Raw genomic sequence first — 20,359 nt, forward strand, 5'->3', positions numbered from 1 at the left:
CGGTGGGGCTCAAAGTTCGCGCTCCCCCATAAGACCGGCCGCGCCCTTGGCGAGCATCTCGTCGGCGAGCTCGTGGCCGAGGGCCACGGCTTCGTCCCGGGATGCGGGGGTCGGACCGGTGATGGACATCTGCACCAGCGAGGAGCCGTCGGTGGTCCCGACGACACCGCGCAGGCGCAGCTCGGTGATGTGCCCGTCGACGACGGGGTCGGCCAGCGCGCCCACGGGCGCGGAGCAACCGGCCTCGAGAGCGGCGAGCAGTGCGCGCTCGGCGGTCACGGCGGCCCGGGTGAACGGGTCGTCGAGCTCGGCGAGCACGGAGACGAGCCCTGCGTCGTCCGCAGGGCACTCGACGGCCAGCGCTCCCTGTCCGGGAGCGGGCAGCACGATGTCGGGGGAGATCAGCTCGGTGGCCTCCGCGAGGCGGCCCAGCCGGCTGAGTCCGGCGGCGGCGAGCACCACGGCGTCGAGGTCGCCTGAGGCAACGTATCCGATGCGCGTGTCGACGTTGCCGCGGATCGGCACGGTCTCGACGCGCACCCCCATCGAGCGGGCCCAGGCGTTCAGCTGCGCCATGCGGCGCGGCGAGCCGGTGCCGATGCGGGCGCCCCGGGGGGAGGCGGCCAGCTGCTCGAAGGTGAGGCCGTCGCGTGCGATCAGCGCGTCGCGCGGATCCTCACGGAGCGGGACCGCGGCAAGGGTCAGGCCCTCGGGGTCGGCGGTCGGCAGGTCCTTGAGGGAGTGGACGGCGAAGTCGATCTCGCCGCGCAGCAGCGCGTCGCGCAGGGCGGAGACGAAGACGCCGGTGCCGCCGATCTGCGCCAGGTGCTCGCGCGAGACGTCGCCGTAGGTGGTGATCTCCACCAGCTCCACGTCACGACCGGTGATCCGGCGGACCTGCTCGGCCACCAATCCGGACTGCGCCATCGCCAGCGCGCTGCGCCGGGTTCCCAGTTTCAGTGCGGTTGGGCTCGTCATGCCCGCCCTCGATTCGAGTCACTCGTTGCTGAAGCAGCCGACGCCACCGGCGTGACGGCCGCGGCAGCGGAGGGGATCACCGCTGTGCGCGGTGAGTCGGCCCTGCTGACCGCGGCGACCGCCTGGGGGTCCAGGTCGAAGAGTTCGCGCAGCGCGTCGGCGTACCCGGCGCCGCCGGGCTCTCCCGCGAGCTGCTTGACCCGCACAGTAGGCGCGTGCAGGAGTTTGTCGACGACGCGGCGCACGGTCTGGGTGACCTCCGCGCGCTGCCGTTCGTCCAGATCGGGGAGGCGGCCGTCCAGGCGCGCCAGTTCGGAGGCGACCACGTCGGCGGCCATGGCGCGCAGGGCGACGACGGTCGGCGTGATGTGCGCGGCACGCTGGGCGGCGCCGAAGGCGGCCACCTCAGCTGAAACGATCTTTCGCACCTCGTCGACGTCGGCCGCCATCGGGGCGTTGGCCGCGGCCGCGGCGATCGTCTCCAGGTCGGTGACGTGGGCGCCGTCCAGGGAGTGCACCAGCGGGTCGATGTCGCGCGGCAGGGCGAGGTCGAGCATCCCGATGGGCGCGACGGGCTCGCCGCCGGAGCGCAGGGCCCGGGAGAGCGTGGCACGGGCGACGGTGTCGGCGGTGAGGACCAGCCCGGTCGCCCCGGTGCAGGACACGACGATGTCGGCGTACGACAGCTCGCCGGCCAGATCGTCCATGGGAGCGGCGCGGCCGCCGACGCTCTCGGCGAGGCGCTCGGCGCGCTCGAACGTACGGTTGGCGACCACGATCTCGCCCGCCCCCGCGCGGGCGAGGGTGGCCGCGGCGAGCGAGCTCATCGAGCCGGCGCCGACGACGAGGGCGCGCTTGCCCTTGCCCCACTCCTCGAAGGGCACGCCGCCGACGGCCTGGGCCATCTGCTCCAGACCGAAGGTGACCAGCGACTGCCCGGCCCGGTCGATCCCGGTCTCGGAGTGCGCGCGCTTGCCGACCCGCAGGGCCTGCTGGAACAGGTCGTTCAGGGACCGGCCCGCGGTGTGCAGCTCCTGGCCGAGGCCCAGGGTGTCCTTGAGCTGGCCGAGGATCTGGCCCTCGCCGACGACCATGGAGTCCAGGCCGCAGGCGACCGAGAACAGGTGGTGGACGGCCCGGTCCTCGTAGTGCACGTACAGGTGCGGGGTCAGCTCGTCGAGGCCGACGCCGCTGTGCGTGGCGAGCAGCGTGGACAGCTCGGCGACACCGGCGTGGAACTTGTCGACGTCCGCGTACAGCTCGATGCGGTTGCAGGTGGACAGCACCGCGGCCTCGCTGGCCGGCTCGGCGGCCATGACGTCCAGCAGCAGCCTGCCCTTGGTGTCCTCACCGAGCGCCGCGCGCTCCAGGACACTGACGGGGGCTGTGCGGTGACTCAGTCCGACGACGAGGAGGCTCATGCCGGCATCACGGCGGGGACGTCCCCGTCAGGTCCCGGACGGCGGCCGCCGTCGCGGACCGCCTTGGCCGCCACCGGAGGCGCCGTGAGGCTGCTCTCCAGCTCCTCGCCGGCCTTCCGCTGCTCGTGGAAGGCGAGGATCTGCAGCTCGATGGAGAGGTCGACCTTGCGGACGTCGACCCCGTCGGGGACGGTCAGCACGGTCGGCGCGAAGTTGAGGATCGAGGTGACCCCGGCGCCCACCAGGCGGTCGCAGACCTCCTGGGCGGCCCCGGCCGGCGTGGTGATCACGCCGATGGACACCTGGTTGTCATCGACGATGCCCTCCAGCTCGTCCGCGTGGCGCACCGGCAACCCGGCGATGAGCCGGCCGGTGAGCTGGACGTCCGCGTCGATGAGCGCGGCGATGCGGAAACCGCGGGAGGCGAAGCCGCCGTACCCGGCGAGCGCGGCCCCGAGGTTTCCCATCCCGACGATGACGACCGGCCAGTCCTGGGTGAGGCCCAGTTCACGGGAGATCTGGTACACGAGGTACTCGACGTCGTATCCGACGCCGCGGGTTCCGTAGGAACCGAGGTAGGAGAAGTCCTTGCGCAGCTTGGCGGAGTTCACACCGGCGGCGGCCGCGAGTTCCTCCGAGGAGACGGTGGGCACCGATCGCTCGGACAACGCGGTCAGGGCCCGCAGGTACAGCGGGAGCCTGGCGACGGTGGCCTCGGGAATCCCTCGGCTGCGGGTCGCCGGTCGGTGAGTTCGGCCAGTTGCCACGATGCTCCTGCGGGTAGAGCTGGGCTGCGAGCGGCACCCGTCGTTGGGGCCGCCCCGTGGACGCCAGGCTATGTCTTTGTGAACGCGTGCACAAAGATGGTGTCCGATTTGCCCAGGGGAAGTGACCGGCATCACGCACCCCCATTACGGACATAAGAAACCTTCTGCTGCGACGGAACGTTCCACGCCGGAGCCCGGTCCGCGCTCCGGCGCCCCACCCACAGCGCGTCCGCCCCGGCCAGTTGCGGCCACTCGACCGCCGCCGCGCGCCCCAGCGCCTTGTCCGCCTGCGCGGGTCCACCCGGGTGGTCCAGGACGTACGAGGTGAACAGTCGGGCCGTCGTGCGGGCGTCCCCCAGCGCCGTGTGCGCGGTCCAGCCGGTCAGCCCGGCGGCCTCGGCGCACGCCAGCAGGCTCAGGCCGCCCGGCGCGGGCTCGCGCAGCGCGGCCATCCGCATGGTGCACAGTTCGGGGACGACGGGGAACTCCACTCCGAGCCGGGTGTACTCCGCCGCCAGGAACGCGCGGTCGCAGCCGACGTTGTGCCCCACCAGCACCCTGCCCCGCAGCAGCCCCAGCAGTCTCGGGGCGATCTGCCCGAACAGCGGGGCGCCGACCGCCTCGACGTGGCGGGACTCGATGCCGTGGATGTGAGTGGGACCGACCGGCCCCTCGGGGTCGACGAGGGTCGAGAACTCGCCCTCGTGCCCGAAGTCGCGGTCGAGCAGCACCACCGCCAGCTCGACCACCCGGTGGCGCCGCGAACTGGAACCGGTGGCCTCCAGATCGACCACGGCGAAGCCGCCGCGCGTCTGAAGTCTGCCCGGGAGCACGCAGTCACCTTCCTTACTCACGCACCCCCGCCGTTACACAAAACGCCTTGATGGTAAACGAGCACCCGCGTCCAGAGGAACACGCGCAAATCGCCCACCTGTCGCATCAGGGCCCTCAGGCGCCCAGCCCGCGCCGCAGCCGGCCCTCGTCGACACGCCAGAACGTGTGCTGTTCGCCGTCGATGAGGACGACCGGGATCTGCTCCCAGTAGCGGTCGTGCAGTTCCTCGTCGCGCGTGATGTCCATCTCCTCGAAGCGCGCGCCCAGGTCGTCGACGACCCTGCGGATCACCGTCCGCGCGTCGTCGCACAAGTGGCAGCCGGGCTTGGCGATCAGCGTCACCGTCCGGCCGGCCGGGTCCTTCCGGGCATTGCGGGCTTCACGCCCGAACAGAGGGCTCATGCCGGCCATTCTGCCTCCGTCAACCGCCGACCCGCGGTAACACCCTCGTCGCGAGGAGTTCATTCACCTGCTCCATCGGTGCACCGGAGTTGCCCAACGGACTGGCTATGCTCGCCCCATGGCCGCTCTGCGATGGCTCACCCCCCGTAAGCGCTCCGCCACCGCGCGCAGCGTGCTGGCCGGCGAGGCCGCGGCGGAGGCCGCACTCGCGGCACCCGCGCAGGAGAAGGACGACCGGGCGGGCGCCCCCGCGTTCCCGGTGGCCGGCGATGCGCACGCGGCCGCCTTCTTCGACCTGGACAACACCGTGATGCAGGGCGCCGCGATCTTCCACTTCGGGCGCGGCCTGTACAAGCGGAAGTTCTTCCGGAGCCGCGACCTCGCGCGCTTCGCCTGGCAGCAGGCGTACTTCCGGATCGCCGGGTCCGAGGACCCCGAGCACATGCAGGAGGTGCGGGAGAGCGCGCTCACGATCATCAAGGGGCACCGCGTCGAGGAACTCATGTCCATCGGCGAGGAGATCTACGACGAGTACATGGCGGACAAGATCTGGCCCGGCACCCGCGCGCTCGCCCAGGCCCACCTCGACGCCGGCCAGCGGGTCTGGCTGGTGACGGCCGCCCCGGTGGAGACGGCCACGATCATCGCCCGCAGGCTCGGCCTCACCGGCGCCCTCGGCACCGTCGCCGAGCACGTCGACGGCGTCTACACCGGCCGGCTGGTCGGCGAGCCGCTGCACGGCCCCTCCAAGGCCGAGGCCGTGAAGGCGCTCGCCGGCGCGGAGGGACTCGAACTCTCGCGCTGCGCCGCGTACAGCGATTCGTCGAACGACATCCCGATGCTGTCGCTCGTAGGACATCCATACGCGATCAATCCTGATACGCGTCTGCGCAAGCACGCACGCGAAAAGGGCTGGCGGCTGCGTGATTACCGTACGGGCCGCAAGGCGGCGAAGATCGGCATCCCGGCGGCCGCCGGCGTGGGCGCCGTGGCGGGCGGTGCGGCCGCCGCGATGGCCCTGCAGCGCCGTCGCCGCTAGGGACACGGGCGACACGCCCGGGTCCCCCTCTGGCGCCCCGTCAGTTCACGGTGAGCCACACAGCCACAACACGCTCTCCACGCGAGCATTTCACGACGCTATGTGGTCAACACCGTTTCAGTGTTCGATAATTACTCGATCACCATTCCGCCAGAGAGTGGGCGGAACCGACGATTTCAGCAACTCGGTGTAGCGTCGCCTGTACGAAGCGTTATTCTCCTCAAACGCAAGCCGGTACCCACACGTCGCTACGACGGGTGAACGGTTCCGTACTGCACGTGATGGAAGTTCTGCCTCTGGGAGTCCCGTGTACCCACACACCGGGGTTGACGCCTCTGGCCTGGCTACGCTGCGCGCACTGGTGGCTGAGCACCTGCTGCGCGTCGTCCCCGCGTACGCCGTGCCCGTCCCCGCACTCGCCACGGCGGCAGCGCCCGCCGGCCGCGCCTACGCGCTGGCCGACGGCCGGGCCACGGTCGGCAGACGATCCCGCAATGCCCAGCAGACCGACCGGTCAACGGGCGCCACCCCGCGCCGGCCGGCGGCCGACAGCGACAGCGGACGCATGATGGACCTGGTCGAGCGCGCCCAGGCCGGTGAGACCGAGGCCTTCGGGCGGCTGTACGACCACTACTCCGACACGGTCTACCGCTACATCTACTACCGCGTCGGGGGAAAGGCCACCGCCGAGGACCTGACCAGCGAGACCTTCCTGCGCGCCCTGCGCCGGATCGGCACCTTCACCTGGCAGGGCCGTGACTTCGGCGCGTGGCTGGTCACCATCGCGCGCAACCTGGTGGCCGACCACTTCAAGTCCAGCCGGTTCCGGCTGGAGGTGACCACCGGGGAGATGCTCGACGCCAACGAGGTCGAGCCCAGCCCGGAGGACTGCGTCCTGGAGGCGCTGTCCAACGAGTCGCTGCTCAGGGCCGTGCGCAAGCTCAACCCCCAGCAGCAGGAGTGCGTGACGCTGCGCTTCCTGCAGGGGCTCTCGGTCGCGGAGACGGCCCGCATCATGGGCAAGAACGAAGGCGCGATCAAGACCCTGCAGTACCGGGCCGTACGGACCCTCGCCCGGCTGCTCCCCGACGACGCGCGATGAGCGCGATGGATGGATCTTCATCTTGCGACTGCCTCCACGGTCCGATCATCATGACTGCGTAACCCAACTCGGGCGGCACTCGTTGCATCACATGCGGACCCCCCAATGCCGTGCCCTGCCCGCTTCCGATCACTCGATCGGGTGGAAAGGCTCAAGGTGCACAACCTTGAAGGCACTACGGGGAGTCGAGGTGGATGACGAGAGGAGGTGCCGCCCGTGATCGCGAATCCAACGGCGCACCGGCGGGCCAACGCCTTCGCCGACGCCCTCGAGGGCGAAGGCCCCCAGACGGGTGCCGGCGTACAGCACGGCGCCCACGCCGCGGACCGGCATGCGGATCCGGACCAGGACACGTTCCTGGCCCTCGCGGACGCCCTGCAGGACGTTCCGCGGCCGATGCTGGACCCGGAGACCAAGACCGTCCAGCGTGCCCAGTTGATCGCGGCCATGGAGGCCGCGCTCGCCGACGGCACCCTGACGGTTCCCGTACAGCGTGACGGCGGACGGGGCGCGCACCGCGCCGGCGGCCGCGGTCTCGGCAAACTGAAGCCGCGCTCGGCGTGGTCGCGCAGGCTCGCCGCCGGCGGCCTCTCCGTGGGCGTGGCGGCCGGTGCCCTCGGCGGCGTCGCCGCCGCGAGCACGGACGCGCTGCCCGGCGACACCCTCTACGGCCTCAAACGGGGCATGGAGGACATGCGCCTCAACCTCGCCGACGACGACGCCGACCGTGGCAAGGTCTATCTCGACCTCGCCTCCACCCGGCTCCAGGAGGCCCGCCGCCTCATGGAACGCGGCCGGGGCGGCGATCTCGACGACGAGTCCGTGGGCGAGATCCGCAGGGCGCTGTCCGGGATGCAGCAGGAGGCCTCCGAGGGCCATCGGCTGCTCGCCGCCGCGTACCGCAAGGACGGTTCGCTGCGGCCGATCGAGACGCTCTCCGCGTTCTCCAGCAACCACCGCAGGGGCTGGACGGAGCTGCGCGGCCGGCTGCCCTCCCGGCTCGACGACGTGGGCAACAAGGTCACCTCCGTCTTCGACGCCATAGAGGACGAAGTGGCGCCGCTGCAGAAGCTGTTGCCGCCCGACACAGGCGCCGGCCACAGTGACGGCCGCGGTGTCCCGGGCGGCGGAAACCGCTCCGTCGGCGGCACCCGGGGCCCCTCGCCCTCGGTCAGCGGCTCCGCGAGCGGCTCGGCCGACGAGCGCGGCGGCGACAAGGCCAGCCCGTCGGCCTCCCGCAGCGCGGACAGCGGCCTCATCGGCGGCACGGGCGATCTGCTCGACCCCACGCCGAGCGGCAGCTACCCCGGCGGCGACGGCACCCAGCCGTCGGTCACCCTCCCGCCGCTGCTGCCCGGACTGCTCCCGGGCCTCGGGCTCAGCGCCGAGGACGACAGGGACGACTGAGCAGGCACCTCACGTGGTGGGCCGGAGCGTCACGCCCCGGCCCACCACGGGTTCCGGCCCCCGCGAGCCGGCGGCAGCCCCGGAGGCCGAAGCTCTAGAAGAACACCGAGCGGCGCTGCACCAGCAGCTTGTAGAGGGTGTGCTGGATCGTCTCCCGCACCTGGTCGGTCAGATTGAAGACCAGCATCGGGTCCTCGGCCGCCTCCGGCGCGTAGCCGTCCGTGGGGATCGGCTCGCCGAACTGGATCGTCCACTTCGTCGGCAGCGGCACCATGCCCAGCGGCCCCAGCCACGGGAACGTCGGCGTCATCGGGACGTACGGGAAGCCCAGCAGCCGGGCCACCGTCTTCGCGTTGCCGATCATCGGGTAGATCTCCTCCGCGCCCACGATGGAGCACGGCACGATCGGCACCCCGGTCTTGAGCGCGGTCGCGACGAAACCGCCCCGCCCGAAGCGCTGCAGCTTGTAGCGCTCGGAGAAGGGCTTCCCCAGCCCCTTGAAGCCCTCGGGCATCACACCGACGACCTCACCGCGTTCGAGCAGCAGCTGGGCGTCCTCCGCGCAGGCCAGGGTGTGCCCGGCCTTGCGGGCCAGCTCGTTGACGAGCGGCAGCATGAACACCAGGTCCGCCGCCAGCAGTCGCAGGTGCCGACCCGCGGGGTGGTGGTCGTGGACGGCGACCTGCATCATCAGGCCGTCCATCGGCAGCGTCCCGGAGTGGTTGGCCACCACCAGGGCGCCGCCCTCGGCCGGGATGTTCTCGATGCCCTTCACCTCGACCCGGAAGTACGACTCGTACAGCGGCCGGAGCAGCGACATCAGGACCTGGTCGGTGAGCTCCTCGTCGTAGCCGAAGTCGTCGACCTCGTAGTCGCCGGTGATCCGGCGGCGCAGGAAGGCCAGGCCGTGCGCCACCCGGCGCTCCCAGGGTGCCCCCAGCAGCCGGTCCGCGGCGGAGCCGAGCGCCGCCGCCAGCGGGCCGCCCGGGCCTCCCGGAGTACTGCCCGGGGTGCCGCCGGGATGCCCCTCAGCGCCCTCCGGAGCGGCCTGTGCGCCCTCGGACGCCCCATCCGCACCACCGGTGCCCGGGGTGTCCGCGGAGGCCGTCACGGCGCCCTGAACGGCGTCGGCCTCGTCCGCGGCACGCGTGGTCCGCTCCTCGACCGGCAGCGCGGCCACCGCGTTCCCGGCGTCGCCGCCCGCCTTGCCGCGGGCCGCGGCGCGCCCGCGCGAGCGCGGCGCCCCCCTCCGCGTCCGCGTGTCCTCGTCGAACGGGATGACCTTGGCGTCCGCCATGGTGCGGTTCCTCCTCGCAGCAGTGCTCACGAGCTCAGTCCTCGGGGGCCGCCCGCGGGGACCAGCGCGGCGAGCCGGTCGACGGCCTCCGCGAGCCGATCGGGCGGCAGCAGGCCGGGGCCGCGACTGCGGGCGAAGTCGCTGAAGGTCTCGGCGGTGGTGTACTTCGGGGCGAAACCGAGCGTCTCGCGCATCTGCGTGGTGTCCACGACCCTGCCGTGGGTGAGCAACCGGATCTGCTCGCGCGAGAAGTCGGTGACGCCGGCGGTGCGCAGCATCTGCCCCACCCATGTGACCGCGGGCAGCAGCACCGGCACCGTGGGCTTCCCGAGCCGTCGCGCGGTCTGCGACAGCAGGAGCACCCCGTCACCGGCGATGTTGAACGTGCCGCTGTTGATCGTCCCGTTGCGCTCGTCGCGCAGGGCCAGCATGAGAACGTCGATGACGTCGTCCTCGTGGACGAACTGCAGCCGCGGGTCGTAGCCGAACACCGTCGGCAGCACCGGCAGCGCGAAGTACTCGGCGAGGGGCGTGTCGGCCCGCGGGCCCAGGATGTTGGCGAACCGCAGAACCGATACGGCAACGTCCGGGCGGCGCCGTGCGAAGCCGCGCACATATCCCTCGACTTCGACCGCGTCCTTGGCGAAGCCGCCGCTGGGCAGCGACTTGGGCGGCATGGACTCGGTGAAGACCGCGGGATCGCGGGGCGCGGAGCCGTACACGCTCGTGGTGGACTTCACCACCAGGCGGCGCACCGTCGGGGCCTTCTGGCAGGCGCCGAGCAGCTGCATCGTGCCGATGACGTTGGTCTCCTTGACCGCGGTCCGGCTGCTGCGACCGGGCAGCGTGCCGCTGACGTCCATGTGGACCACCGTGTCCACCGAGTGCTCCGCCAGCACCTTCGCGATCATCGGGTGCCTGATGTCGGCACGGACGAATTCGGCGCCGCCCAGTTGGTGCGTGGGCGGCATCGTGTCGACCGCGATCACCCGGTCGACGTCGGGGTCGCGCATCACACGTCGTACCAGCCGGCCGCCGAGCTGGCGGGCGACTCCGGTCACCAGCACCACTTTGCCCAAGATCAGCGCCTTCCCTCGCACCGCATGTACGCACCGTATCGGTTCGTTGTTGCGCCGTGATGACGCCCGAACGTACGGGCACCGTCAAGGAGGGCCCGGCCCCCGGGAACGCCGCTGCCCTCCCGCCCCCACGGTCCGTGGGGGCGGGAGGGCAGCGAAGTGCGACGCGTAGCTCGCTTACTTCTTGTTGCGACGCTGCACACGCGTACGCTTCAGCAGCTTGCGGTGCTTCTTCTTGGCCATACGCTTGCGCCGCTTCTTGATGACAGAGCCCACGACTACCCTCGCTTCGTTTTCACTCGGTGCGGGGCGTCCGAGCCCACACGACCTACGTCGGCTCAGCCTACCCGTCCGCAAGCGCCGAGCAGAAACCGAGGCGGTCGTCAGGCAGTTTCCCCCACCCCCACGTAGGACTCCCGAAGATAGTCATGGACGGCCTGCTCCGGCACCCGGAAGGACCTCCCCACCCGGATCGCCGGCAGATGACCGCTGTGCACCAGCCGGTACACGGTCATCTTGGAAACTCGCATCACCGCGGCGACCTCTGCCACGGTCAGGAACACGACCTCGTTGAGAGGCCTCTCGCTTGAAGCCATGACACACCTGAACCTTCCGCACATGACGGGCACCGGCTTCCCCTCCGGTGACTCCCTCTCGCACGTGCGCTCCTCCCCAGATTAGGTGCGCATGATGCAAGTGGGGAAGAGGAGTAGCGATCGGTTGACTACTGTGACAGACACGCTCGATTGAGTACATAGCGCGTAAGCGGTCGGTAGTAATCGGACCGCACAGCGTCATCAAGCGGAACCACGGCCGAGACCCTGCCCTCCGTCTCGGCCACAAAAACCGCCGGGTCGTCCGAATCGGCCAGTCCGATGGCCTCGATGCCCAGCTGACCTGCTCCGCAGACCCAGCCGTGGTCTCCCACCACGAGGCTCGGCAGCAGCCCCCCGCGTCCTGCCGCGCCGGCCAGCGCGGCCCGAACCGGGAGCGGGGAGTGCGTGTGTACCGCCGGCGCACCACGGGCGCCCTCACCCGGCGCATCCCGGACCGTCGCGACTCCCCCTACGTACCAGAGGTTGTACGTGCGTAGGCCGAATTGCGTCGCCATGTCGATACATCGGCCATGCGATGGGGTGAGGACAGGACATCCCGCCGCCGACAGGGCGGCCGCCAATCCGGCGTAGAACCCGAGCAGACGATGCGGGTGACCAGTACCGATGAGTACGGGCTCCCTGCGCTGCGCGGCCTCCTTCAGCCGGACGGCGAAGGCCTCGAGCCCCGCCAGCGTGCGGTCCGGGTCGATCACATCCTGCCCGGAAGTGTGCCCCGGGTCAGGCGAAACCCCACATCGGTCGGCCATCAACCGCAGAAGACCGGACTGCGTCCAGGGCCGCGCCGGCTCCAGCCCCAGGGTCTGCCGCGGATCGCCCGCCACGAACAGCCGATAGCTGCGCAGGCTCTTCTCCCGCGGTGTCGCCACGACCCCCGCGATCCCCGCCCCCACCAGATGCGCCCGCAGCGCGGCAACAGTCACCACGTGCCGATGGTGACCCTCCTCGTCCCCCTCACGTGCCGGAACGGCCCGAACATCACTCCCGAGGGGCGGTTGTTCGGGTCGGCGCTCCCGGCGGAGCCCTCCGTACAATTCAGGCATGGCGCGCGAAAGCGACGGGAGGGTCCCCGTTGCCGACACCTCCGCCGGCGCAGACGAGTTCGACTACATCGTGGTGGGGGCGGGAACCGCGGGATGCGTGCTCGCCGCCCGCCTCTGCGAGGACGACGCGGCCCGTGTGCTGCTCCTCGAGGCCGGCGGAGCCGACCGCCCCCCGCGGGTCTCCGTCCCCGCGGCCTGGCCGAGCCTGCTCGGCACCCGGCTCGACTGGGCGGACCGCACCGTGCCGCAGACCGAGACCGGCCTCGTCGTACCGTGGCCCCGCGGCCGCGGCCTGGGCGGCAGCTCGGCCGTCAACGCCATGAACTTCCTGCGCGGCCACCGCTCCGGCTACGACGCCTGGGCCGCCGAGGGCGCCGACGGCTGGGGCTGGGACGACCTGCTGCCCTGCTTCCGCCGCAGCGAGGACCTGACCGGCGTCCCGGACCGCGACCCGGAACTGCGCGGCATGAACGGCCCCCTGCGGGTCGGCCCGGCCACCGACCGCCACCCGCTCGCCCGCGACTTCCTGCGCGCCGCGCTCGAAGCGGGCCATCGCGAGGCGCGCGACCTCACCGGCGGCCTGGAGGAGGGGTTCGGCTGGGGCGACCTCAGCATCGCCGACGGCGTACGCCAGGACTCCGCCACGGCATACCTGCGCCCGGCGCTGCACCAACCGGGCCTCCACGTGGCCACCGGAGCCCTAGCGCACCGGGTGCTCCTGGCCGGCGACCGCTGCACGGGCGTGGAGTACGCCGTCGACGGCGAGCCCCGCACGGCCCGTCGCTCCCCGTCGGGGCAGGTCGTCCTGGCCGCGGGCGCGGTCGGCACCCCGCAGCTGCTCATGCTCTCGGGCATCGGCCCCCGCAACCACCTGCGCCACTGGGGCATCCCCACCGCCGTGCATCTGCCGGGCGTCGGCTCCCACCTGCTGGACCACGTGCTCTCCGGCGTCGTCGTACGATCCGCCCGCCCCGTTCCGCCCGGCGCCAACAACCACGGCGAGGTCCAGGGCCTGATCCGCACCGGGCCCGAAACTCCGGGCCCCGACGTGCAGTTGCACATCTCCGACGTCCCGATCCGCGAGGAGAGCCTGCCCGGGCCCGCCGTCGGCGAAGGCTGGACGATCATGGTCGCCCTCATGGCGCCGCACGGCCACGGAACGGTCCGGCTCTCCGGCACCGCCCCCGGCGCGCCACCGCTCATCGACCCCCGCTACTACGCAGACGTCCGCGACCTCGACGCCATGGCGCGGGGCCTGGACGCCGCCCGGGAGCTCGCCGCCTCCCCCGCCCTGGCGAAGTGGTACGGCGAGGAGGTCCTCCCCGGCCCGGACACCACCGGCGCCACCGAAGCGCGCGCCTACCTCCGCCGCAACCTGCGCTCCTGCAACCACTACGCCGGCACCTGCCGCATCGGCACCGACGCGTACGCCGTCGTCGATCCCGAGTTGCGGGTCCGCGGCGTCGACGGCCTGCGCGTGGCCGACGCGTCCGTGATGCCGGGCCCGGTCTCCGCCGACACCGACGCCACCGTCTACGCCATCGCGGAACGCGCGGCGCGGCTCCTGCGCGCCGGCGCCTGACCCCGTTCTCGCGGGGATCCGGTCGCGCCTCACTAGGGCAGCAGCCCGTGCAGCGGGAAGACCGCCCGCCGGGTCGCCAGGATCGCCTGGTCCAGCCGGTCCGCCGGGTCGTACCCCGCGTCGTGGAAACCGCTGAACGCCGCGTCGCGACCGTCCGTCATCCGCAGCGGCCCCATCTGGCGCGTCCTGCGGTACACCTCCGCCCGCCACTCCTCGGGCGTCGCCGTCTCCGGCGCGACCGGCTGCCCCGCGGCGATGCCCACCAGGTGCGTCCACGTCCGGGGCACCACGTCCACCACCGCGTAACCGCCCCCGCCCAGGGCGACCCACCGGCCCTCGGCGTGCTCGTGCGCCAGGCCGTGCAGCGCCTCCGCCACGGCCCGCTGCGCGTCCAGGCTCACGGCGAGGTGCGCCAGCGGGTCCTCGAAGTGCGTGTCCGCGCCGTGCTGGGTCACCAGCGCCTGCGGCCGGAAGGCCGCGAGCACCTCGGGGACGACCGCGTCGAACGCCCGCAGCCAGCCCTCGTCCCCGGTGCCGGCCGGCAGCGCCACGTTCACCGCGCCGCCCTCCGCCGCCGGACCCCCGGTCTCCTCCGGCCAGCCGGTCTGCGGGAAGAGCGTGCGGGGGTGCTCGTGCAGCGAGATCGTCAGCACGCGCGGGTCGTCCCAGAAGGCGGTCTGCACGCCGTCCCCGTGGTGCACGTCCACGTCCACGTACGCGACGCGCTCCGCGCCCAGCTCCAGCAGCCGGGCGACGGCCAGCGCGGCGTCGTTGTAGACGCAGAAGCCCGAGGCCATCCCGGGCATCGCGTGGTGCAGCCCGCCCGCGAAGTTCACCGCGTGCGCCACCTCGCCGCGCCACACCGCCTCGGCCGCCCCGACCGACTGGCCCGCGATCAGCGCCGAGACCTCGTGCATGCCCGCGAACGCCGGGGTGTCCTCGGTGCCGAGGCCGTACGCCAGTTCCGTCATGGCCTTGGGGTCGGCGGAGGCACGGCGCACCGCCGCCACGTACTCCGCGTCGTGCACCAGGCGCAGCGTCGAGTCTCCGGCCGCGGGGGCCGCGGTGACGGTGAGCGCCCGGTCCAGTCCGAGGGCCCGGACCAGCCCCATGGTCAGTGCGAGCCGCACCGGGTCCATCGGGTGGCCGCGACCGAAGTCATAGCCCGTTACCTGCTCGTCCCACATCAGCTGTGCGCGGCCGCTCATGGTCGACACCGTATCGGGCGGGCTCCGTCCCGAACGAGCGGGCGTACAGCAGCGTCGCCGCCACCAGCACCATCGGCACGAGCATCGCGCCCCGGTAGCTCCAGGCGTCACCCAGGGCCCCGACCAGGGGGGAACCGACCAGGAAACCCACGTAGTTGAAGATGTTCAGCCGCGCGATCGCCGTGTCCGAAGCCCCCGGGAACAGCCGCCCGGCGGCCGCGAAGGTCTGCGGCACGATCACGCACAGCCCCAGGCCCAGCAGCGTGAAGCCCGCCATCCCCACCCATGCGCCCGGCGCGGCCGCGACCACCGCGAAGCCCGCCGCCGCCACCAGCGCGCCCGTGCGCACCACCGCGGCCGCCCCGAACCGCCGCACACCGAGGTCGCCGACCGAGCGGCCCAGCAGGGTGGTGACCATGTAGACGTTGTACGGGACGGTGGCCAGCTGCTCGGAGCCGCCGAGCACGTCCTGCAGGTACTTCGCGCTCCAGTTGGAGACGGTGGAGTCACCGATGTACGCGAACGCCATCACCAGGCAGAGCGGGAGCAGCAGCCGCATCGCCACAGGAGCCTCGGCGGCTGTGGCCGCCCCGCCCCGGGCCTCCGTCTTCTGGTCGACGTACCAGCGGCTCGCGACCAGCGTCAGCGGGATCAGCACCGCCACCACCGGCCCGTACAGCACCGCCAGCGACAGGTGCCAGTGCGCTCCCGCCCAGGCCAGCGACGCCCCCAGGATGCCGCCGAGGCTGTACGCGGCGTGGAAGCCCAGCATGATGCTGCGCCCGTACGCGCGCTGCAGGCTCACCCCGAGCATGTTCATGGACGCGTCCAGGGCGCCGACGCATATCCCGAACACGGCCAGCGACGCCGCCAGTTGCCACAGCGCGTCGCCCGCACCGGCGCCCAGCAGCGCCAGGCACACCACCGGCTGCACCCAGCGCAGCACCACGCTCGGCCGCACCCGCTTCACCAGGTGCTCGGTGGCGACGCTCCCCACGCCCGCCAGCACGGGCACCGCGGCAAGGAACGCGGGCAGCAGCGCGTCACTGACGCCGTACCGGTCCTGCAGCGCCGGGATCCGGGTCACCAGCAGCGCGAAGGCCGCCCCCTGCGCGAAGAAACCGACGGCCAACGAGGCCCGTCCATGACGCAAACCGCCGTCGAAGCCCTCCATGAGCGTGCAGCGTAGGGCCGCGGGCTACGGACGGGTAGATCGATCACACGAACAGTTTCGCGGGCAGCTCCGCCATGTCCGCGAACAGCTCCCGCGCCCCCGCCAGCTTCTCCGCAGGCGTCATCGCCGTGAACGCGTACGCGTCCATCCCGGCCGCCACCGCGGCACGCACACCGAGCGGGCTGTCCTCCACCACCGCGCACCGCTCCGGCGCCACGCCCATCGTGCGCGCCGCGTGCAGGAACAGGTCCGGCGCCGGCTTCCCGCGTCCCACGTCCTGCGAACTGAAGATCCGCTCCTCGCCGAAGTACCCGTACAACTCGGTCGTCTTCAGCGCGACCCGGATCCGCTCGTGGCTGCCGGAGGACGCGACGCAGTACGGCACCCCGTCCGCCGCCAGTTTCCCCAGCAGCGTCACCACGCCCGGCACCGGCTCCAGTTCACGCCGGAAGCCTTCGAAGACCCGCGCGTAGTACGTGGCGTCGAAGTCCTCCGGCAGCCGCTGCCCCGTGCGCTCCGCCACCAGGTCGTGCACGCGGTGCATCGCCGCGCCCATGTAGTCGCGGACGGACTCCTCATAGGTGGTGGGGTGGCCCAGCTCCGTCAGCAGGCCCGCCAGGATGCGGTTGGAGAGCGGCTCGCTGTCCACGAGCACGCCGTCGTTGTCGAAGATGACCAGGTCGTAGCGCACCGCCCCACTGTAGTCGGGCACCGGATCCGGCCGGTCCGGGCTGAATCCGCCCGTCCGCCGGCGCCTCTCGCCCATCATGGACGGCCGACGGGGCACCGCGTCCCGGCGGGAGGGGAGATCCTTGAGACGCCGAAGCTTCCTCACACTCACCGGGGCGGGCCTGACCGCTCTCGTCGCCCCTGCCTCCTCCGCGGCCGCCGCCGCGGTCGCGGCCGGACCGCGCATCCGCGTCCTCGACACACTCCCCGGCGGCAACGGACAGGTCCACGCCCTGGGCCGCGCGGGCCTCGCGGGCGGATCCAGCGCCAACGTCCCGGTGTACTGGACGGGACGCACCGTCCACCGCGTCCCGTTCCCGGCCGGGTACGGCTTCGGAACCGGCGAGGTCCGCGCCGTCAACCGGCACGGGCTGATGGCCGGCACCGTGCTCTTCCCCGGACCGGGCCACGCCGTCGGCTTCAGCTACCGGCGTGGCTGGCGCACCGCCAGGATCCTCCCGAACAGCCTCACCGCGAACGGCGTCAACGACCACGGCCGCATCGTCGGCACGGGCGAGAACCACACGGCGTACGTCTGGCACCGCACCGCCGTGGAGCGCGAACTGCCGTCTTCCAGTCCGTTCGCCCACGTGACGAGCGCCGTCGGCATCAACAACGCCGGCACGGTCGTCGGCACCGACACCAACGGCGCCGTGGTCTGGCCCGGCGGAACCGCCGGGCCGGCTCAACGCCTGATGCCCACCGAGCTTCCCGAGGGCGTGTCGTACGCCCCCGCCGCCGTCGACGACCATGGCCGCATCGTGGGCAGCGCCGGCGACTTCTTCTCCGACAGCCAGTACGAGACCTACTGGGACGCGCCGTACACCGCGGACGGCGTACGGGTCCCCGGCCTGCCGGGCTACTACGACGAGGGCTACTTCCGTGCGGTCAGCCCCACCACGGGCCTCGTCGTCGGCGGCGCCCCGACCAGTTTCGGCTCTCCTCCCGGATACCCGCCCGGCACCGCCGAGTTCTGGACCGGCACGGGCCCGATCCGCGCCCTGCCCCGCCTCCAGGAGGACGGCGACGCGGATGCCTTCGCCGCCGCGGACGACGGCAGGGTGGGCGGCTGCGCCGTCCGCGACGACGTACTGAAGCCGGTCATCTGGACCGGAGTGCGCTGAACGCAAAAAAGCCTCAGCCCCCGAGTCGAAACTCAGGGGCTGAGGCCAATAATTGTTCGGCGGCGTCCTACTCTCCCACAGGGTCCCCCCTGCAGTACCATCGGCGCTGAAAGGCTTAGCTTCCGGGTTCGGAATGTAACCGGGCGTTTCCCTAACGCTATGACCACCGAAACACTATGAAACTGTACGAACCGGCACCAGCCACCCCACAAAACAGCAGGGGGCCGGGGTTCGTTGTTTCAGAACTACACAGTGGACGCGAGCAACCTATGGACAAGCCCTCGGCTTATTAGTACCGGTCAGCTCCACCCATTACTGGGCTTCCACATCCGGCCTATCAACCCAGTCGTCTACTGGGAGCCTTAACCCCTCAAGGGGGTGGGAGTCCTCATCTCGAAGCAGGCTTCCCGCTTAGATGCTTTCAGCGGTTATCCCTCCCGAACGTAGCCAACCAGCCATGCCCTTGGCAGGACAACTGGCACACCAGAGGTTCGTCCGTCCCGGTCCTCTCGTACTAGGGACAGCCCTTCTCAAGACTCCTACGCGCACAGCGGATAGGGACCGAACTGTCTCACGACGTTCTAAACCCAGCTCGCGTACCGCTTTAATGGGCGAACAGCCCAACCCTTGGGACCGACTCCAGCCCCAGGATGCGACGAGCCGACATCGAGGTGCCAAACCATCCCGTCGATATGGACTCTTGGGGAAGATCAGCCTGTTATCCCCGGGGTACCTTTTATCCGTTGAGCGACGGCGCTTCCACAAGCCACCGCCGGATCACTAGTCCCTACTTTCGTACCTGCTCGACCCGTCAGTCTCACAGTCAAGCTCCCTTGTGCACTTACACTCAACACCTGATTGCCAACCAGGCTGAGGGAACCTTTGGGCGCCTCCGTTACTCTTTAGGAGGCAACCGCCCCAGTTAAACTACCCACCAGACACTGTCCCTGATCCGGATCACGGACCGAGGTTAGACATCCAGCACGACCAGAGTGGTATTTCAACGACGACTCCACAATGGCTGGCGCCACCGCTTCACAGTCTCCCACCTATCCTACACAAGCCGAACCGAACACCAATATCAAGCTATAGTAAAGGTCCCGGGGTCTTTCCGTCCTGCTGCGCGAAACGAGCATCTTTACTCGTAGTGCAATTTCACCGGGCCTATGGTTGAGACAGTCGAGAAGTCGTTACGCCATTCGTGCAGGTCGGAACTTACCCGACAAGGAATTTCGCTACCTTAGGATGGTTATAGTTACCACCGCCGTTTACTGGCGCTTAAGTTCTCAGCTTCGCCCCACCGAAATGGAGCTAACCGGTCCCCTTAACGTTCCAGCACCGGGCAGGCGTCAGTCCGTATACATCGCCTTACGGCTTCGCACGGACCTGTGTTTTTAGTAAACAGTCGCTTCTCGCTGGTCTCTGCGGCCACCACCAGCTCAGGAAGTAAATCCCCTCACCAGCAATGGCCCCCCTTCTCCCGAAGTTACGGGGGCATTTTGCCGAGTTCCTTAACCATAGTTCACCCGAACGCCTCGGTATTCTCTACCTGACCACCTGAGTCGGTTTAGGGTACGGGCCGCCATGAAACTCGCTAGAGGCTTTTCTCGACAGCATAGGATCATCCACTTCACCACAATCGGCTCGGCATCAGGTCTCAGCCTCAATGAGTGGCGGATTTGCCTACCACTCGGCCTACACCCTTACCCCGGGACAACCACCGCCCGGGCTGGACTACCTTCCTGCGTCACCCCATCGCTCACCTACTACCACCTCGGGTCACCGGCTCCACCACTCCCCATCACTCCGAAGAGATCAAGGGCGGCTTCACGGGCTTAGCATCAGAGGGTTCAGCGCTGGCGCTTCAAAGCGGGTACCGGAATATCAACCGGTTGTCCATCGACTACGCCTGTCGGCCTCGCCTTAGGTCCCGACTTACCCTGGGCAGATCAGCTTGACCCAGGAACCCTTAGTCAATCGGCGCAAGAGTTTCCCACTCTTGTATCGCTACTCATGCCTGCATTCTCACTCGTGAACCGTCCACGACTCCCTTACAGGGCCGCTTCACCCGGCACACGACGCTCCCCTACCCATCACAGCCTCCGTTGGGAGTAATGCTGCAATGACACGACTTCGGCGGTACGCTTGAGCCCCGCTACATTGTCGGCGCGGAATCACTTGACCAGTGAGCTATTACGCACTCTTTCAAGGGTGGCTGCTTCTAAGCCAACCTCCTGGTTGTCTGTGCGACTCCACATCCTTTCCCACTTAGCGTACGCTTAGGGGCCTTAGTCGATGCTCTGGGCTGTTTCCCTCTCGACCACGGAGCTTATCCCCCGCAGTCTCACTGCCGCGCTCTCACTTACCGGCATTCGGAGTTTGGCTAAGGTCAGTAACCCGGTAGGGCCCATCGCCTATCCAGTGCTCTACCTCCGGCAAGAAACACACGACGCTGCACCTAAATGCATTTCGGGGAGAACCAGCTATCACGGAGTTTGATTGGCCTTTCACCCCTAACCACAGGTCATCCCCCAGGTTTTCAACCCTGGTGGGTTCGGT

The 20,359-nt window shown here is 70.3% G+C and carries 18 protein-coding genes and 2 rRNA genes (1 of these 20 running past the window's edge); 5 read left to right on the forward strand and 15 right to left on the reverse strand.

The window, feature by feature from the left end; translation table 11 throughout:
- Positions 1-9: 9 nt before the first annotated feature.
- The 5 genes from hemC to OIE69_RS18505 form a co-directional block, all read right to left on the reverse strand.
- Entirely contained in the window at positions 10-978 is a 969-nt protein-coding gene (gene hemC / locus OIE69_RS18485) for a hydroxymethylbilane synthase (RefSeq protein WP_326572986.1), read from the reverse strand.
- Positions 975-2,399: a glutamyl-tRNA reductase gene (locus OIE69_RS18490; protein ID WP_326572987.1), complete on the reverse strand. Its 1,425-nt coding sequence runs from the start codon at positions 2,397-2,399 to the stop codon at positions 975-977. Before OIE69_RS18490 ends, hemC begins: the two co-directional genes overlap by 4 nt.
- Positions 2,396-3,166, reverse strand: coding sequence for a redox-sensing transcriptional repressor Rex (locus OIE69_RS18495; RefSeq protein ID WP_326572988.1), 771 nt, complete (start codon positions 3,164-3,166; stop codon positions 2,396-2,398). Before OIE69_RS18495 ends, OIE69_RS18490 begins: the two co-directional genes overlap by 4 nt.
- A 131-nt stretch (positions 3,167-3,297) precedes the next feature.
- Positions 3,298-3,999 (reverse strand): 3'-5' exonuclease, encoded by a 702-nt coding sequence (locus tag OIE69_RS18500; protein WP_326572989.1) that lies wholly within the window; start codon positions 3,997-3,999, stop codon positions 3,298-3,300.
- 115 nt (positions 4,000-4,114) lie between these two features.
- Entirely contained in the window at positions 4,115-4,411 is a 297-nt protein-coding gene (locus OIE69_RS18505) for a glutaredoxin family protein (protein ID WP_326572990.1), read from the reverse strand.
- A 109-nt stretch (positions 4,412-4,520) separates the two neighbouring features.
- Here OIE69_RS18505 and OIE69_RS18510 point away from each other — a divergent pair, with 109 nt between their 5' ends.
- The 3 genes from OIE69_RS18510 to OIE69_RS18520 all read left to right on the forward strand — a co-directional run bounded on the left by OIE69_RS18510 (position 4,521) and on the right by OIE69_RS18520 (position 7,950).
- A complete protein-coding gene (locus tag OIE69_RS18510) occupies positions 4,521-5,441 on the forward strand; it encodes an HAD family hydrolase (RefSeq protein ID WP_326572991.1) in 921 nt (306 codons plus the stop codon).
- A gap of 307 nt (positions 5,442-5,748) precedes the next feature.
- Positions 5,749-6,543: an ECF subfamily RNA polymerase sigma factor, BldN family gene (locus OIE69_RS18515; RefSeq protein ID WP_026250935.1), complete on the forward strand. Its 795-nt coding sequence runs from the start codon at positions 5,749-5,751 to the stop codon at positions 6,541-6,543.
- Between the two features lie 216 nt (positions 6,544-6,759).
- Positions 6,760-7,950 carry a DUF5667 domain-containing protein gene (locus tag OIE69_RS18520; RefSeq protein WP_326572992.1) on the forward strand — a complete coding sequence of 397 codons (1,191 nt, stop codon included), beginning with the start codon at positions 6,760-6,762 and terminating at the stop codon, positions 7,948-7,950.
- A 94-nt stretch (positions 7,951-8,044) separates the two neighbouring features.
- On the opposite strand, the gene OIE69_RS18525 is transcribed toward OIE69_RS18520, so the two are convergent.
- The 5 genes from OIE69_RS18525 to OIE69_RS18545 all read right to left on the reverse strand — a co-directional run bounded on the left by OIE69_RS18525 (position 8,045) and on the right by OIE69_RS18545 (position 11,866).
- Entirely contained in the window at positions 8,045-9,247 is a 1,203-nt protein-coding gene (locus OIE69_RS18525) for a lysophospholipid acyltransferase family protein (protein WP_326572993.1), read from the reverse strand.
- 26 nt (positions 9,248-9,273) lie between these two features.
- Entirely contained in the window at positions 9,274-10,326 is a 1,053-nt protein-coding gene (locus tag OIE69_RS18530) for an NAD-dependent epimerase/dehydratase family protein (protein ID WP_326572994.1), read from the reverse strand.
- Positions 10,327-10,503: 177 nt separating this feature from the next.
- On the reverse strand, positions 10,504-10,602 hold the full coding sequence (locus tag OIE69_RS18535) for a 30S ribosomal protein bS22 (RefSeq protein ID WP_003948845.1): 99 nt from the start codon (positions 10,600-10,602) through the stop codon (positions 10,504-10,506).
- A gap of 107 nt (positions 10,603-10,709) precedes the next feature.
- A complete protein-coding gene (locus OIE69_RS18540; RefSeq protein WP_018558718.1) occupies positions 10,710-10,922 on the reverse strand; it encodes a helix-turn-helix domain-containing protein in 213 nt (70 codons plus the stop codon).
- 128 nt (positions 10,923-11,050) lie between these two features.
- Positions 11,051-11,866, reverse strand: coding sequence for a phosphatase (locus tag OIE69_RS18545; protein ID WP_326572995.1), 816 nt, complete (start codon positions 11,864-11,866; stop codon positions 11,051-11,053).
- Positions 11,867-11,981: 115 nt separating this feature from the next.
- Here OIE69_RS18545 and OIE69_RS18550 point away from each other — a divergent pair, with 115 nt between their 5' ends.
- Entirely contained in the window at positions 11,982-13,565 is a 1,584-nt protein-coding gene (locus OIE69_RS18550) for a GMC family oxidoreductase (protein ID WP_326572996.1), read from the forward strand.
- 32 nt (positions 13,566-13,597) lie between these two features.
- Here the strand turns inward: OIE69_RS18550 and OIE69_RS18555 are convergent, their stop codons facing one another.
- The 3 genes from OIE69_RS18555 to OIE69_RS18565 are packed head-to-tail and all read right to left on the reverse strand — an operon-like array spanning position 13,598 to position 16,638.
- Positions 13,598-14,773 (reverse strand): acetoin utilization protein AcuC, encoded by a 1,176-nt coding sequence (locus OIE69_RS18555; RefSeq protein WP_326572997.1) that lies wholly within the window; start codon positions 14,771-14,773, stop codon positions 13,598-13,600.
- On the reverse strand, positions 14,724-15,947 hold the full coding sequence (locus OIE69_RS18560) for an MFS transporter (RefSeq protein WP_326572998.1): 1,224 nt from the start codon (positions 15,945-15,947) through the stop codon (positions 14,724-14,726). The genes OIE69_RS18555 and OIE69_RS18560 overlap by 50 nt, the downstream gene beginning before the upstream one ends.
- Before the next feature lie 43 nt (positions 15,948-15,990).
- Positions 15,991-16,638: an HAD family hydrolase gene (locus tag OIE69_RS18565; RefSeq protein ID WP_326572999.1), complete on the reverse strand. Its 648-nt coding sequence runs from the start codon at positions 16,636-16,638 to the stop codon at positions 15,991-15,993.
- Positions 16,639-16,759: 121 nt separating this feature from the next.
- Here OIE69_RS18565 and OIE69_RS18570 point away from each other — a divergent pair, with 121 nt between their 5' ends.
- The gene (locus OIE69_RS18570) at positions 16,760-17,800 is read left to right on the forward strand and encodes a hypothetical protein (RefSeq protein ID WP_326573000.1); all 1,041 of its coding nucleotides are present in this window, start codon (positions 16,760-16,762) and stop codon (positions 17,798-17,800) included.
- A gap of 54 nt (positions 17,801-17,854) precedes the next feature.
- On the opposite strand, the gene rrf is transcribed toward OIE69_RS18570, so the two are convergent.
- Both rrf and OIE69_RS18580 read right to left on the reverse strand, forming a co-directional pair.
- Positions 17,855-17,971 (reverse strand): 5S ribosomal RNA (gene rrf / locus OIE69_RS18575).
- Between the two features lie 98 nt (positions 17,972-18,069).
- Positions 18,070-20,359 (reverse strand): 23S ribosomal RNA (locus tag OIE69_RS18580) (it continues 832 nt past the right edge of the window).

Source organism: Actinacidiphila glaucinigra, from assembly GCF_035918135.1.
Classification (GTDB): Bacteria; Actinomycetota; Actinomycetes; order Streptomycetales; family Streptomycetaceae; genus Actinacidiphila; species Actinacidiphila glaucinigra.

Coding starts and splice junctions, on each gene's coding strand:
- hemC (WP_326572986.1), bottom strand. CDS start 978: ATGACGAGCCCAACCGCACTGAAACTGGGAACCCGGCGCAGCGCGCTG.
- OIE69_RS18490 (WP_326572987.1), bottom strand. CDS start 2,399: ATGAGCCTCCTCGTCGTCGGACTGAGTCACCGCACAGCCCCCGTCAGT.
- OIE69_RS18505 (WP_326572990.1), bottom strand. CDS start 4,411: ATGGCCGGCATGAGCCCTCTGTTCGGGCGTGAAGCCCGCAATGCCCGG.
- OIE69_RS18510 (WP_326572991.1), top strand. CDS start 4,521: ATGGCCGCTCTGCGATGGCTCACCCCCCGTAAGCGCTCCGCCACCGCG.
- OIE69_RS18525 (WP_326572993.1), bottom strand. CDS start 9,247: ATGGCGGACGCCAAGGTCATCCCGTTCGACGAGGACACGCGGACGCGG.
- OIE69_RS18540 (WP_018558718.1), bottom strand. CDS start 10,922: ATGGCTTCAAGCGAGAGGCCTCTCAACGAGGTCGTGTTCCTGACCGTG.
- OIE69_RS18550 (WP_326572996.1), top strand. CDS start 11,982: ATGGCGCGCGAAAGCGACGGGAGGGTCCCCGTTGCCGACACCTCCGCC.
- OIE69_RS18555 (WP_326572997.1), bottom strand. CDS start 14,773: ATGAGCGGCCGCGCACAGCTGATGTGGGACGAGCAGGTAACGGGCTAT.
- OIE69_RS18560 (WP_326572998.1), bottom strand. CDS start 15,947: ATGGAGGGCTTCGACGGCGGTTTGCGTCATGGACGGGCCTCGTTGGCC.